Raw genomic sequence first — 12,846 nt, 5'->3', positions numbered from 1 at the left:
GATGGCCGCAACATCCCAGCGGTCCGCTCCGAGACACTCCGCGGCGCGGAGCTTCCGCGTTCCCACGCAGCGCGTGGAACGAGAGAATCAGCTGGATAGTAGGATCCGCTGTGCGGACCGCTTGAGATGTGGGCAGATTAGGCAAGCGGGCATTGCTGCAACGGCTGGTAGCTGGCGACTGGTAGCTGGCAGCTATATTGTTAGGGTTACGCACCACTTTATGGTATGTCATGTGACGGAAATCGCCCTAGAGCTGGATATTCAGAACGCATCCGCAACGCCGGATCTCCCCGGATACGAGCAGTTCCATCGTTGGGCCGCGGCGGCTCTGGCTGGCCGACGCACCAGCGCGCAGCTGAGCATCCGGCTGGTGGACGAGTCCGAGGGGGCCGATCTCAATCGGCGCTTTCGCGGCAAGTGCGGGGCGACAAACGTGCTGTCTTTCCCCTACGAGCCCTTACCCGGCATGGTGGACTCTGACCTGATCGGGGACCTGGTGATCTGTGCTCCGCTGGTGGTCCGTGAGGCCCGAGCGCAAGGCACACCGCTCGCAGCCCATTGGGCCCACCTTGTGGTGCACGGGGTGCTGCACCTCCTCGGTTACGACCACGCGGACACCACCGAGGCGATCGCGATGGAAGGGCTGGAAAGGCACCTACTCTTAGGGTTAGGATTCACCGCACCCTATGAGGACAAGTAGGATTTTATGACGAGCGTTCGGGCCAGACTCGGATCCCAGGTAAGGGCATGGCTGAAGAAGCTTAGCCGGCTGATCGGCTGCAGGCCCCAGGACCGAGAGCAACTGGTCGAATTATTGCAGGATGCCAGAAGCCGCGCCCTGTTCGATGCCGAAGCACTGAGCATGCTGGAAGGCGTGTTGCAGGTCGCCGACCTGCGCGTGCGCGACATCATGATCCCGCGGGCGGATGTGGTCTGTGTGCGCCGTGACGATCCCCTCGAAGAGATCCTCAGGGTCGCGGTCGAATCCGCCCACTCCCGGTTCCCCGTCATCGGCGATGACAAGGGGGAAGTCGTAGGCATGTTGCTTGCCAAGGACATGCTGCCGCTATACGTAAGTAGTAAGGAGCAGCGCGCCTTCAACATCCGCGACTTGCTGCGCTCGGCGGTATTCGTACCCGAGAGCAAGCGCCTCAATGTGCTGCTCAAAGAATTTCGCACCAGCCGTAACCACATGGCTATTGTGGTAGACGAGTATGGCAACGCAGCCGGGGTAGTGACCATCGAGGATGTGCTCGAACAGATCGTCGGCGAGATCGAGGACGAACACGATTTCGACGAGGGCCCGCCGATCTTCAAACGCAGCGCGCGCGAGTATACGGCAAAGGCCCGTACCACCATCGAGGAATTCAACGATTACTTCGGCAGCGACCTCCCCGACGCAGCCTTCGATACCATCGGCGGGCTGGTCGTGAATGCGTTCGGCCGTTTGCCGAAGCAGGGCGAGCGGATCCAAGTTTCCCACTTTCGCTTCACCGTGATGCGGGCGGACAGCCGCCGCATTCACCTGCTCGGCGTTCAGCCGCTAAAGAGTCAGGATCCCGAGGGTGAGGATTCCGAGGGTGAGCAGCAGGCCGATTCAGCTGTTTGATGCCCCGGTAGTGGTTGAAGTTTAAATGGAAACATCGCCACTCGCAGTGTGTCAGGCACGCCACAAGCTGCACTCCCTCCCCCCCCGGGAGGGTGTCGCAGAAGCCCCTCAAAAACCCCTCCCCCGCCGAGGGTGTCGTAACCAGAAAGCGTCTGCTCTGACTGTTGCCGACAGCTGGTCATTGGGTGCGTAAGCCGTCTGAAAGACGGCGGTCCCAGCCGGCTCGGGACCGCCGACATCCTGTCGGCCCCTGGAACCGCCGACATGTTGTCGGCTCTCGGGACCACCGATATTTCACGCTCGTTCCCACGCTCCAGCGCCTGCCTGTGCGTGCCGCACGCAGACAGGTGGGAACGCCGTCTTGTCCGCTCCCGCGGACTCAGCGCCTCGGTGCTGATCGGCGTTGGCGTTAGCCTACCGAGGCGCTTAATCGACGCTGGAGCGTCGGGATTTGCTCTCACGCTGGAGCGTGGGGAGCCAGCCGAATATCAATGGGTTAGGGGACGTTCTCAATTGAGCCAACTCATCACGAAAATCAGGTCCGTAGGTCGGGTCAGGCCAGGGATGGCCGCCACCCGACGGAGGTGGCTGGCAGACGGCGGATGGCGCCAGCTTATCCGCCCTACGCGAGCTCGTAACGTGTTGTTATCCTTAGATAATTTGTTAATTGAGAACACCCCCTAATTTTTAGACAGCCTCTAAGCGGAAGCCGAATCCTTGGGTGCCTAGGTTTTTCAATCCCTTCACCAACAGCCGGCGAATCTCGACCTCGTTACGACTGGTCAAGAGGGTGCGATTTTCAAGCGGGGTCAGGCCGTTACCCGGTGCCTGAGCATCGTTGTCGGCGATGGCGTCGCGCAGTGACCCGACGGCATCACGCAGTGCCTGGTAACGGTCTTCGATGACAAGGTGCGGGTAGGAGGCATAGTGATCGATCAGTTGCTTGAGTTCCCGTCTGCCTGCGGCAGCCGCTTGCTTCAGTTGGAACTCCAATGTGAGAGGGTCGTCCGCCCGGTCTTGGTCCAAGAGGGCATCGGCGAGCTGTCCCGCGGCGCCACCGAAGGCCCCGATGACGAATACGGGTATCGGCGGCCGGTCGTTCGGTGGCACGCGTGAGACCAGGAACTCCTCGAACAGGCCAGGCATGAAGGACGAATAGCCGCTGGGCTTACCGCCCAGCAGGATGCGCGCCTGCATGGGCGGCGCGGATTCACCTTCCAGCGTGGGATGACCACCGTAGGTGGAGAGTTCCCGCATACGGGTCAGACACCAGGAGGCGACCAGCGCCCCCGGCGGATCCGTTTGTTGATCCTGAGCGCGATCGTCCGGAATGTCGGGGAAGCCGGCATCCCTGGGTCTTACCCGCATAAAGTGGCAGTCGTTGACCATCTGTGCTTCGTTATGCTTGGCGAGTTTCGAATAGTAGGGCCAGGCCATGTAGTTGTAGATCCGCCGCGGCGGTTCGGGTGCTTTCCCCGATGGTGGTCGATGCTCGCTGAGGGCGATATCGAATAGTCGCCAGGTAAAGCCTTCGGGGCGTAAATCGCCGCCGTAGACGAGACCGATCTCGTCGTCGAGCCGCAGCACGGCACGGGCGATGGATATCATTTGCTCGGCCAGGTGTTCCTTGCCGAGGCCGAGCCGTTCCAGATCCGGGCTCTCGGAGATGGAGATACCGACGAGGAATTGTTGGCTGGGTTTGGTCATGGTATTTGCAGCTCGGCTTCGTCGAAGGTGGTAATGCGGACCGGATCGGCGCCGGTGGAGATCAAATGGCCGATCCGTTCGCGGTCGTCATGGGGTATACCCGGTGGTGGGATCAGGAGTTCGGTCAGCGTGCTCCCGGTCGCGGCAACGGATTTTGCGATCTCGATTGCTGAGTAGACATCCGGCAGGCAATTCAGTGCGTGCCGGCCAGAATCGGGATTGGCGCCTGTGGCCTGGAGCAGTGTGAGCCCGCGTAGCTCGTTATAACGCAACAGCAGGATCTCGCGCAGGAGGAGGTCGATAATCCGTCCTACCCGGTCCGGATCCCAGGCGATAAGGGGTACCTGGCCGGCCTCGCTCAGCATCCGGGTCTCGCTACCGGCCAGGGTCGCCACGATTACCAGCGGCTTGACCCGCCAGCAGCGGGCACCAGGGCCATCCGCGCTGCGTCGGCGTGGTTGGCGGGCGAGTCGTATCTCACGTTGACACCAGGGGCGGCTCGGATAGGTATCAGAGAAAACGATCACCATGGCCTGGGTCTCGGCCCCATGACCTTCAACGGCGGCCTTGTTCAGGAGATGTTCGAAGGCGTAGCCGATGGGTAGATCGCTTTCGTCGTAGAAGGCCTGCAGCTGGCCCCGGTTGAGGATGGCGCTGCGTAATGCCTCGGCCTCCCGCACACCGTCCGCCTTGGCGTGACTGATAAAGACCTTGATTGGGGGCGGCAATGCTGGTTCCTGGTTGTGATTCCTCCGCGGCGCCCCCGGCTCCGGTAATGCGGACAGCTCACGTGCGACGACCTGGGTGAGCAATGAGATCAGGCGTTCACGCCGTACCCGTGAGCGCTGTTCCCAGCTCCAGTGATCCGGATCCAGGGTCCGGTCCAGACGGAGATAATTCAGCCGACTGATCACAGGGGGTAGCTGATAGGCATTCGGTTCGAGGGCCACGGGTACCAACAGATCCGTGGCGGAGGCGATCTTGGTCAGATAAGCGCGCCATGTCGGGTCCACCACCATATGCTTGTCCACAAGTGGGACGACGATGTGAAAGTGAGGCGGCGCCATGGAAGTAGCCGGCTCTGCCGGCAGACAGCAGTAGTGCACCGGCAGGCCGCGGCCGACTTCGCCGGGATCGTCCGGATCGCCGCGGAACCAGCGGAAAACGGTGGCCGCCAGGTCCTTGCCCTCGGCACACTCACGGTGCCAAAGGAGGGTGATGCGAACCGGCTCAGACATCCTGCTTCTCCACCAGGGCGCTGGTCTCCGCCAGCCATTGTTGCTTGAGCTCAGGAGGCTCGAGCGCCGTCACATCGGGTAGCTTGAACTGCTCGGTCAGCTCCCTGGCCGCGCTGCGGCAAAAGCGGCGCACCACCCGCCAATCCTCGAGCATCTTCTGCAGCTGGGGATACCCCTGCTGGCGCTCGAACGGCGAGGCCTGGGGAAGACGCTCACACTCCCGGCTCCACCAGTGGCGGTAGCTCGCCTGCCATTGCTCCAGAAAGGGGCGAATCACCACCTCCAACAAGGCGGCGATAAAGAACCCGAGATGGTTCTGCGTGCTTTCTGATTTGATCCGTCCGACTGGATAGCGACGCATCAATCCGCGCGCCTCGCGGAAGAAAGCGTAGAGGGAGTCCAGACTCTGGTCGTAAAGCTCGCCGGTGAATACCAGCTCACCGCGGGCGTCTTCCTTGCCCATCAGTGCGACCCGGGAGGTCAGCTCGCAGTAAAGCTCCCAGGCGCATTGGCGGTCTTCCTCGCTGATTTCGGTGCTGATGGAGGCGATGCCGAGATTGAGCGTGAAGTTACCTTTGCTAAAGACGGGCATCGGGTTCTCCTGTCATTTCAGCGCAGCGTCCAGTTTTTTATTGATGTCTTTCTCGATGGTGCCTGCCAGCAACGAGAGGGACAGGCCGAGCTCGATGTCCAGCTCGAGGGAATCGACCCCGACCTCAAGGCTACCGGAGGCACCGGTGCGCTTGAATATGAGCCGGTTGCCGTCCCACTCGTAATCGATCTGCAGCTCCTCCTTGAGCGACCGGGCGAACGCCTCCACCTGGACCCGGGCCTTCTCGGTTCCGAGCTGGTGGGTTCTCTTGATGCGGATGTTTGCCATGTAGGGCCTTTATCTGTAAGTGCGATTGCGTCCGGCTCCGGGTGCCTCGGCGAGGAAATGGGGCGAGGAAATGGACACCTTGATCCTGCCGAGTGTCGGTTGAGCATGCCGGCAGTGGCTCAGTTTGAAAAATTTATGCTTGGCCGCTCACTTTCCGGCCCATTTAACGCCAGGACACAATGGCGCCAAGACGCAAAGTTTTTTTGTTCTTTCTTGGCGTCCTTGCGTCATTTCGTTTTTTCGCAATTTCCATTTTTTCGTGAACTGAGCCACTACCAGCATGCCCTATAGTTTGAATCCTAAAGATTTGAACCGCAAAATGACATCCTTGTGTCTGCGGATTACGCAGATTTTTGAGATTGTTCCTGTTTTTCATTTGCGGAAATCTGCGTAATCTGCGGATTTTACAGATGTGGATATTGAGTAGGCCGCACATCCTTCACGTCTTTGCGGCTCACATTCGATTACCATTTAGCTTTATGTTTTGGTCTTAAGTTGGAGGAATTCATGCAAGACATCAATCCTATCGTAGCGAGGATCGGCGATCTTACGGGGCGCGTCCGGTCCCTTAGGGGGTATCTTTGACTATGCGGAGAAGCAGGAGCGCCTGACGGAGGTCCTGCGTGAGCTCGAGGCGCCGGATCTGTGGCAGGACCCCGAGCGCGCGCAGGCTATGGGCAAGGAGCGGGCCGATCTGGAGGCCGTGGTGGTCGGCCTCGACGAGCTGGATGCGGCCCTATCCGATGCCTCCGCTATCCTGGCCATGGCCGCGGAGGAGACGGACACGGAAACGGTCGACGCGGTGGTGGCCGATGTAGCGGATTATGAGCGGCGCATCGCCGAACTGGAATTCCGCCGCATGTTTTCCGGCGAGATGGATGCCAAGAACGCCTTTCTGGACGTCCAGTCCGGCTCCGGTGGAACCGAAGCCCAGGACTGGGCCGAGATGTTGTTGCGCATGTATCTGCGGTGGGGGGAACGGCGCGGCTTCAAGACCGAACTGATCGAGGTCTCTCCGGGTGAGGTCGCGGGCATTAAGAGTGCGACCGTCAAATTCGACGGCGACTATGCCTTCGGTTGGCTGCGCACCGAGATCGGCGTGCACCGGCTGGTGCGCAAATCCCCCTTCGATTCGGGAAACCGGCGCCACACCTCCTTCGCCGCCGTGTTTGTGGCCCCGGAGGTGGACGACGACGTGGGCGTGGAGATCAACCCGGCGGATCTACGCATCGATGTCTACCGCGCCAGCGGGGCCGGTGGCCAGCATGTCAACCGCACCGAATCGGCGGTACGGATCACCCATCATCCCACCGGGATCGTGGTGCAATGCCAGAATGAACGCAGCCAGCACAAGAACAAGGCCACGGCCATGAAGCAGCTCAAGGCCAAGCTCTACGAGCTGGAGATCCAAAAACGCCGGGCCAACCAGCAGGCGGTGGAAGACACCAAATCCGACATCGGTTGGGGCAGCCAGATCCGTTCCTATGTGCTCGACCAGTCCCGGATCAAGGACCTGCGTACCAACTTGGAGATCGGCAACACCCAAGCGGTGTTGGATGGCAATCTGGATCCCTTTATCGAGGCCAGTCTCAAAGGGGGGCTTTAACCCGCATGTTTTGCCCGCATCTGCCTGTCGGCAAGTGGGAACGGGTATCCGTGACCCCTCTCGTCGCGCGGGGATGCGCGATACCGCCAGGCATATGCCTTGATATATCACGCTCTCTAACATAGACTTTTGGTCTCTATCCAATCCACGCGGGAGAGCTGGCGTAGGTCGGGTAAGGTCAGGGACGACCGCCACCCGACATGACGACTATCCACGGGGGAGAGCCAACCATGAATCAGGTCGCCAAACTGTTCACCAACGGGCGCAGCCAGGCGGTGCGCCTACCCGCCGCCTACCGGTTCGACACCAAAGAGGTGTTCATCCGTCAAGACCCGGCGACCGGCGATGTGATCCTGTCGCGCAAGCCATCGACCTGGGACGATTTTTTTGCCGCGCTTAAGGGTGCCGAGGTGCCGGACGATTTCCTGGATGCAGACGAGCGCCGGCAGGGATTCCAAGCGCGTGATCCCGTTGCGGGATGGACGGAATGAGCCGGTACATGCTCGACACCAACACGGTGAGTCATCTACTCAGGCAACATCCGATGGTGGCAAAGCGGGTGGAAACGGCACCAATGGCAGCCCTCTGCGTGTCTGCGATCACCGCCGGCGAACTCTGGTTCGGCCTGGCAAAGCGGCCGGGTGCGAAGCGGCTCGGCCTCGTTGTAAGGGAGTTTCTACGGCGTGTCGATGCGCTGCCCTGGGACAATACCATCGCGCAACATTATGGGACGGTGCGTACCGCTATGGAACGTCAGGGCAGGATACTGGCGCCGCTCGACCTGCTGATCGCCGCCCACGCGCTTGGAGTCGGTGCGGTGCTGGTGACCAACGACCAGGCCTTCGGACAAGTCCCCGACCTGATGATTGAGGACTGGACAAGGTGACTGTTCTCCGGCTCCCGCGCTCCAGGCTGCCGGATCCGAACAATTCTGAATTCGTTCTCATCCATCCAAGGTCCCATGCCCAACGACATCCCCTTTAATCTTGCCGACGAAGATCTGGAAAACGCCTTTCCCCCGAGCTACCTGGAGCGCGGCACCCGTTACTGGCGCAATGGCAGGGTACTGACTGCCGACTACAACGCCGCCCAGGGCCTGGTGAGCGGGCGGGTGAGGGGCTCCGGGGGACGGGTCTATCAGTGCGTCGCGCGCCTGTGGCAGGAAGCTGGCGGTGAGCTGACGGTGGTCGGGCAGTGCTCCTGCCCGGTGGGGGACAACTGTAAGCACGTGGTGGCGACCCTGTTGTCCCTGGGTGGTCGCTCGGCCCAACCTTCACAATCGGATGCCTCCCCCGCGCTACCGCCGGAGGTGCACAATTGGCTCAGCCAGGTGGAACAGGCAGCCGCAGCCGGTGCCGCCCGTGAGGATCCGCAGCGGCTGCTTTATCTGCTCCGCTGCGAGGAACGGTTCGGTCTCCAGCGTATCCTGGTGCAGGCCGTCAAGGTGCGACGCCTGGTGGCCGGGGGCTATGGTAAGCCCCAGGACTACAACATCTCGGCTCAGTCCCGGGCCGGCTTCACCACGCCGGAGGATCATCGCATCATGCTGCTGATCGAGGCCGGACGGGACCGGGTCGTCATGCAGCCGGACACGGCGCTGAAAGGGGAGACGAGTGCCGATGTCCTGCGCGCCATTGCGCTCACCGGGCGCGGCCATTGGCAGGCTGTGGACGGCCCGGTTCTCAAGCTCGCCGCCCCCTTGACGGGCAAGCTCCTGTGGCGCCTGGAAGAAGATACCCGTCTGCACCTGAGGTTGGAGGCCGATCGTCCGGGGCTCGCGCTGCTCCCGGCGCTGCCGCCCTGGTATCTGGACCCCGCGACGGGCGAGTGCGGTCCCCTGGAGACCGGACTCGGTGCGCGCGAGGCCAGCCTGCTGGCGATGGCCCCGGCGCTGACGCCCCAGTCCGTGGAGGCCCTGGATGAGGCAGCGCCGGCGCCGTTACGGAGCCTCGCCCTACCCCTGCCATCGCGCACCGAGCGCCGCCGGGTTGCAGCCGAATCTCCCATCCCCTGTCTGCACTTACAGAGCCGGGATCTGAACGCGGACCACGCAGGCCGTTATTGGGGCGTCGAGCTGGAGCCCAGCTGGTCCCACAGCGCCATTCTGACCTTCGGGTACGGCCCGTTCGGGGCCGTGGATCCCCGGGATCGGAAGGAGACACTCGAACGGGTCGAGCAGGGCGTACTGCTGGAGAGCGGGCGTGATCTGGCGGGCGAGTCCGCGGCGATCCAAACCCTGGAAGGGTTGGGACTCATCCGCAGCCTGGGCGATGAGGAGGATACCGGGCTGTGCTTCGAGCTGCCCGACGACAAAGCCTGGCTGGGCTTCATGGGGCGCGATGTGCCGCGCCTGGTGGAGCAGGGCTGGCAGATCCGGGTGGAAGATGGCTTCCACTTCCGGATCGCCCACCTGGGGGACGACTGGCGGATCGAGATCGCCGAATTCGAGGGGCAGCCTTGGTTCGACCTTGGGTTGGGTGTGGAGGTGGATGGTGAGCGCATGGATCTGCTGCCGCTCTTGGTGGATCTGGTTCAGCGTTACCAGGCCGACTTCTCGCTCCCCGCGCTGGCGCAGATGCAGGATGAGGAGACGCTGCAGGTGCGACTCGACGATGGTCGTCTGATCCTGATGCCGGCGGGGCGACTGCGGTCCATCCTGTCTACCCTGATCGAGCTCTACGACCCCCAGCGGCCCCTGACGGGCGATGGACGGTTGCGCCTGTCCGGCCTGCAGGCGACCCAGCTGGCGGAGCTCGAGGCGGCGGACCCGCGGCTGATCTTCCGAGGCGGCGAAACGGCCCGGGAATGGGGACAGCGGCTCAGGGGATTCCAGGGCCTTACGGAGCTGGCCCCGCCGACGGGACTTGCAACCGAGTTACGGCCCTATCAACGCCGAGGTCTGGATTGGCTCCAGTTCCTGCGGGAGTACGACCTGGGCGGTATCCTCGCCGACGATATGGGCTTGGGCAAGACGGTACAGGCCCTGGCGCATCTCCTGGTCGAACAGGAAGGTGGCCGCGCCGACCACCCCAGCCTGGTGGTGGCGCCCACCAGCCTGATGTTCAACTGGCAGCGAGAGGCCGAGCGGTTTGCCCCCTCCCTTAAGGTGCTGCTGCTCCACGGCCCGGAGCGCCGGCGCCGTTTCGCGGCCATCCCGGACCACGACCTGGTGCTGACCACCTATCCGCTGCTGTTCCGCGACCGCGAGGCATTGGGCGCCCATGCCTATCATCTCCTCATCCTGGACGAGGCCCAGGCAATCAAAAACCCCCGCAGCAAGGCCGCCCAGGCGGCCGGCTCCCTGGAGGCCCGGTACCGCTTGTGTCTCACCGGCACCCCCCTGGAGAATCACCTGGGGGAGCTCTGGTCCCTGTTCGATTTTCTGTTGCCCGAGCTGCTCGGTGACGAACGCCGCTTCCGGCGGCTGTTCCGCACCCCCATCGAGCGCTATGGTGACGCGCACCGCCAGGAACAGCTGCGCCGGCGGGTGACCCCCTTCCTCCTGCGTCGCACCAAGGAGGCAGTGGCCACGGAGCTGCCGGCAAAGACGGAGATCCTGCGCCAGGTGCCCCTGGCGAACGATCAGCGCGACCTCTACGAGACCCTGCGTTTGGCCATGGACGAACGGGTGCGCCAAGAAGTGGCGCTCAAGGGCCTGGCCCGGAGCGGCATCATCATCCTCGATGCCTTGCTCAAGTTGCGCCAGGTATGCTGCGACCCGCGGCTGGTGGCGCTCGCAAGCGCCCGCAAAGTCAAAGGCTCCGCCAAGCTGGAGCTACTCATGACCTTGCTGCCGGAGCTGCGCGACGAGGGGCGTCGCGTACTCCTGTTCTCCCAGTTCACCAGCATGCTGGCCCTGATCGAGGACGAACTGATGCGCAGTGGCCTGCGCGAGAACCAGGACTTCGTAAAGCTCACCGGCCGCACCCGCAACCGGGCCCTGCCGGTGGATCGCTTCCAGGCCGGGGAGGTCCCCCTGTTTCTCATCAGCCTCAAGGCCGGTGGCAGCGGGCTCAACCTCACGGCGGCGGATACGGTGATCCACTATGATCCCTGGTGGAATCCGGCCGCCGAGCGCCAGGCCACCGACCGCGCCCACCGCATCGGCCAAGACAAGCCGGTGTTCGTCTACAAGCTGCTTACCGAGGGTACGGTGGAGCAGCGGGTGGCGGAGCTGCAGGCGCGCAAGCAGGCGTTGGCGGATGCCATGCTGGCGGGGGGCGGTGCCGCGGCGGGGTCTTTGACCGCCGAGGATCTTGAGCTCCTGTTCGCTCCGATCGATAAGGAGTAATCTTAGTGGTTAGTGGTGAGAGGATGTATGAGGGATGATGTGGTGCAGTTCACTAATCACTAATCCTGCCGACATTTCCCTTGTTTGAGCCGAGCTGACCTACTACACTGCATGCAGTGAATGCACGTTGGGAGTTTGATCGATGGCAATGTTAACGGTGCGAAATCTCGATGATGATCTAAAGGGCCGACTGCGCTTGCGGGCAGGGGGTCACGGACACTCGATGGAAGAGGAAGTTCGGCAGATCCTGCGCGAGGCGCTGGTGGTCGAACGCGAGCAAGACGGGTTGGGCAGCCGTGTTCATACGCGCATACTCGCACTGACCGGCGGTGGCGAGCTTACACTTCCGCCGCGGTCCGCTCCGCGTCCGGCACCTGATTTCGGAGCAGATGGTCAGTGATCCTGCTCGATACGAACGTAGTCTCCGAGTGGATGAAGGTGGTTCCTGAGCCTGAGGTCATCGCGTGGCTCGACTGCCAGCGCCCGAGCCACCTCCATATATCGGCTGTCACAAAGGCCGAGATCGAGACAGGTATCCTGTTGCTGCCGGATGGTCGGCGACGCGAGGCGTTGCGTTTAGCCGCGCAGGTCGTTTTCTCCGCGCTCCACGGACGTTGTTTGGCGTTCGATTGCGCGGTTGCCCCACACTACGCAAGTATCCTGATCCGCTCCAAGCGCCTGGGACGACCCGTATCGGTCGAGGATGCCCAGATCGCGGCTATCGCTTACGCCAACAACCTTGAGCTGGCAACCCGCAACAGAAAGGATTTCGACTTTTTGGACGATCTGGACCTGGTTGATCCCTGGGAGGGACCCTGAGGCCTGGTAGGGCGGATAAGCTTGCGCCATCCGCCGTATGCCAGTTACCTCTTTTTTATCCGCAGATGACGCAGATTTCCGCAGATGAAGAAAGAAATAATCTGTGAAAATCTGCGTCATCTGCGGATTCAAAAAGCGAACACGACTTCGGCTCCTGTACCGAGGTGGTGGGCACAGCCCACCCTACGGGAGGTCAGCCATCCGGCGGGTGACGGCGCGCCCACCGCCGCGGCAATTGCGGCGCTTGGTGCATGCGCCTGACCCGCCCTACGGGCTCTACGAGGAGGCGCTGGCGGTGTACCTACCCCCTGGTGGTGGGGCGTAGAATGTATTTCTCGTTCCCACGCGCTGCGTGGGAACGTGGAAGCTCCGCGCCGCGGAGAAAAGGCGGGATGCGCTGCGCTTTCCCGCCCTACGCGGGCTGATGGAGATATTCATGAATTTGAAAAAGAAGCAATAGTTGCGGTATATAAGGCGTTTCGACGTACTTAAACACGGCGACTCGCCGTCTACTACCTGTTAGGCGTTCTATAGAGGCTCCGCAATGGAAGTCAAATTAAGCAAGCAACAAAAAGTCACCGTAAACAGTGCGGAAGACATTTATCTGATCATGCGCCAGATTCTCCGTAGAGAGAATAAAATCGGTCAAGGTCAGGAACACTTCTGGATGGTGGGTTTGAATCAAGCGAACAAGAT

At 62.0% G+C, this 12,846-nt stretch carries 12 protein-coding genes; 8 read left to right on the top strand and 4 right to left on the bottom strand.

The genetic code is table 11. The annotated features are described in order from the left end of the window. The first annotated feature begins 220 nt into the window (after positions 1 to 220). Both ybeY and BQ17_RS15605 read left to right on the top strand, forming a co-directional pair. Positions 221 to 700 carry an rRNA maturation RNase YbeY gene (ybeY, locus tag BQ17_RS15610; protein WP_089728608.1) on the top strand — a complete coding sequence of 160 codons (480 nt, stop codon included), beginning with the start codon at positions 221 to 223 and terminating at the stop codon, positions 698 to 700. A 6-nt stretch (positions 701 to 706) separates the two neighbouring features. After that, positions 707 to 1,609 (top strand): CorC family transporter, encoded by a 903-nt coding sequence (locus BQ17_RS15605; RefSeq protein ID WP_089728606.1) that lies wholly within the window; start codon positions 707 to 709, stop codon positions 1,607 to 1,609. Positions 1,610 to 2,296: 687 nt separating this feature from the next. Here the strand turns inward: BQ17_RS15605 and BQ17_RS15600 are convergent. From BQ17_RS15600 to BQ17_RS15585, 4 genes are read right to left on the bottom strand one after another with little or no spacing between them, the layout of a single operon-like run. Then, a complete protein-coding gene (locus BQ17_RS15600; protein WP_089728604.1) occupies positions 2,297 to 3,316 on the bottom strand; it encodes a hypothetical protein in 1,020 nt (339 codons plus the stop codon). Then, entirely contained in the window at positions 3,313 to 4,554 is a 1,242-nt protein-coding gene (locus BQ17_RS15595) for a toll/interleukin-1 receptor domain-containing protein (protein WP_089728602.1), read from the bottom strand. Before BQ17_RS15595 ends, BQ17_RS15600 begins: the two co-directional genes overlap by 4 nt. Further along, positions 4,547 to 5,146, bottom strand: coding sequence for a hypothetical protein (locus BQ17_RS15590; RefSeq protein ID WP_089728600.1), 600 nt, complete (start codon positions 5,144 to 5,146; stop codon positions 4,547 to 4,549). The genes BQ17_RS15595 and BQ17_RS15590 overlap by 8 nt, the downstream gene beginning before the upstream one ends. A 12-nt stretch (positions 5,147 to 5,158) precedes the next feature. After that, positions 5,159 to 5,434 (bottom strand): polyhydroxyalkanoic acid system family protein, encoded by a 276-nt coding sequence (locus BQ17_RS15585; protein WP_089728598.1) that lies wholly within the window; start codon positions 5,432 to 5,434, stop codon positions 5,159 to 5,161. Positions 5,435 to 5,941: 507 nt separating this feature from the next. On the opposite strand from BQ17_RS15585, the gene prfB reads away from it, so the two are divergent. The 6 genes from prfB to BQ17_RS15555 all read left to right on the top strand — a co-directional run bounded on the left by prfB (position 5,942) and on the right by BQ17_RS15555 (position 12,150). Continuing rightward, a protein-coding gene (prfB, locus tag BQ17_RS15580) for a peptide chain release factor 2 (RefSeq protein ID WP_141699323.1) occupies positions 5,942 to 7,040 on the top strand; the annotation gives its coding sequence in 2 pieces (ribosomal slippage) (positions 5,942 to 6,016 and positions 6,018 to 7,040; 1,098 coding nt in all). Between the two features lie 230 nt (positions 7,041 to 7,270). Continuing rightward, the gene (locus BQ17_RS15575; protein ID WP_089728594.1) at positions 7,271 to 7,531 is read left to right on the top strand and encodes an antitoxin; all 261 of its coding nucleotides are present in this window, start codon (positions 7,271 to 7,273) and stop codon (positions 7,529 to 7,531) included. Further along, on the top strand, positions 7,528 to 7,926 hold the full coding sequence (locus tag BQ17_RS15570; protein WP_089728592.1) for a type II toxin-antitoxin system VapC family toxin: 399 nt from the start codon (positions 7,528 to 7,530) through the stop codon (positions 7,924 to 7,926). The genes BQ17_RS15575 and BQ17_RS15570 overlap by 4 nt, the downstream gene beginning before the upstream one ends. A gap of 75 nt (positions 7,927 to 8,001) precedes the next feature. After that, complete coding sequence (locus tag BQ17_RS15565) at positions 8,002 to 11,331, top strand: DEAD/DEAH box helicase (RefSeq protein WP_089728590.1); 3,330 nt, start codon at positions 8,002 to 8,004, stop codon at positions 11,329 to 11,331. Between the two features lie 142 nt (positions 11,332 to 11,473). Next, positions 11,474 to 11,731: a FitA-like ribbon-helix-helix domain-containing protein gene (locus BQ17_RS15560; protein ID WP_089728588.1), complete on the top strand. Its 258-nt coding sequence runs from the start codon at positions 11,474 to 11,476 to the stop codon at positions 11,729 to 11,731. After that, on the top strand, positions 11,728 to 12,150 hold the full coding sequence (locus tag BQ17_RS15555; RefSeq protein WP_089728586.1) for a type II toxin-antitoxin system VapC family toxin: 423 nt from the start codon (positions 11,728 to 11,730) through the stop codon (positions 12,148 to 12,150). Before BQ17_RS15560 ends, BQ17_RS15555 begins: the two co-directional genes overlap by 4 nt. Positions 12,151 to 12,846 lie beyond the last annotated feature (696 nt).

Source organism: Candidatus Thiosymbion oneisti (assembly GCF_900092655.1).
Lineage (GTDB): Bacteria > Pseudomonadota > Gammaproteobacteria > Chromatiales > Chromatiaceae > Thiosymbion > Thiosymbion oneisti.
Note: the sequence above shows the minus strand (reverse complement) of the source record. Positions and strands in the feature narration are given on the sequence as shown.

Coding starts and splice junctions, on each gene's coding strand:
- BQ17_RS15585 (WP_089728598.1), bottom strand. CDS start 5,434: ATGGCAAACATCCGCATCAAGAGAACCCACCAGCTCGGAACCGAGAAG.
- BQ17_RS15600 (WP_089728604.1), bottom strand. CDS start 3,316: ATGACCAAACCCAGCCAACAATTCCTCGTCGGTATCTCCATCTCCGAG.
- BQ17_RS15570 (WP_089728592.1), top strand. CDS start 7,528: ATGAGCCGGTACATGCTCGACACCAACACGGTGAGTCATCTACTCAGG.
- ybeY (WP_089728608.1), top strand. CDS start 221: ATGGTATGTCATGTGACGGAAATCGCCCTAGAGCTGGATATTCAGAAC.
- BQ17_RS15605 (WP_089728606.1), top strand. CDS start 707: ATGACGAGCGTTCGGGCCAGACTCGGATCCCAGGTAAGGGCATGGCTG.
- BQ17_RS15560 (WP_089728588.1), top strand. CDS start 11,474: ATGGCAATGTTAACGGTGCGAAATCTCGATGATGATCTAAAGGGCCGA.
- BQ17_RS15595 (WP_089728602.1), bottom strand. CDS start 4,554: ATGTCTGAGCCGGTTCGCATCACCCTCCTTTGGCACCGTGAGTGTGCC.
- BQ17_RS15565 (WP_089728590.1), top strand. CDS start 8,002: ATGCCCAACGACATCCCCTTTAATCTTGCCGACGAAGATCTGGAAAAC.
- BQ17_RS15590 (WP_089728600.1), bottom strand. CDS start 5,146: ATGCCCGTCTTTAGCAAAGGTAACTTCACGCTCAATCTCGGCATCGCC.
- BQ17_RS15575 (WP_089728594.1), top strand. CDS start 7,271: ATGAATCAGGTCGCCAAACTGTTCACCAACGGGCGCAGCCAGGCGGTG.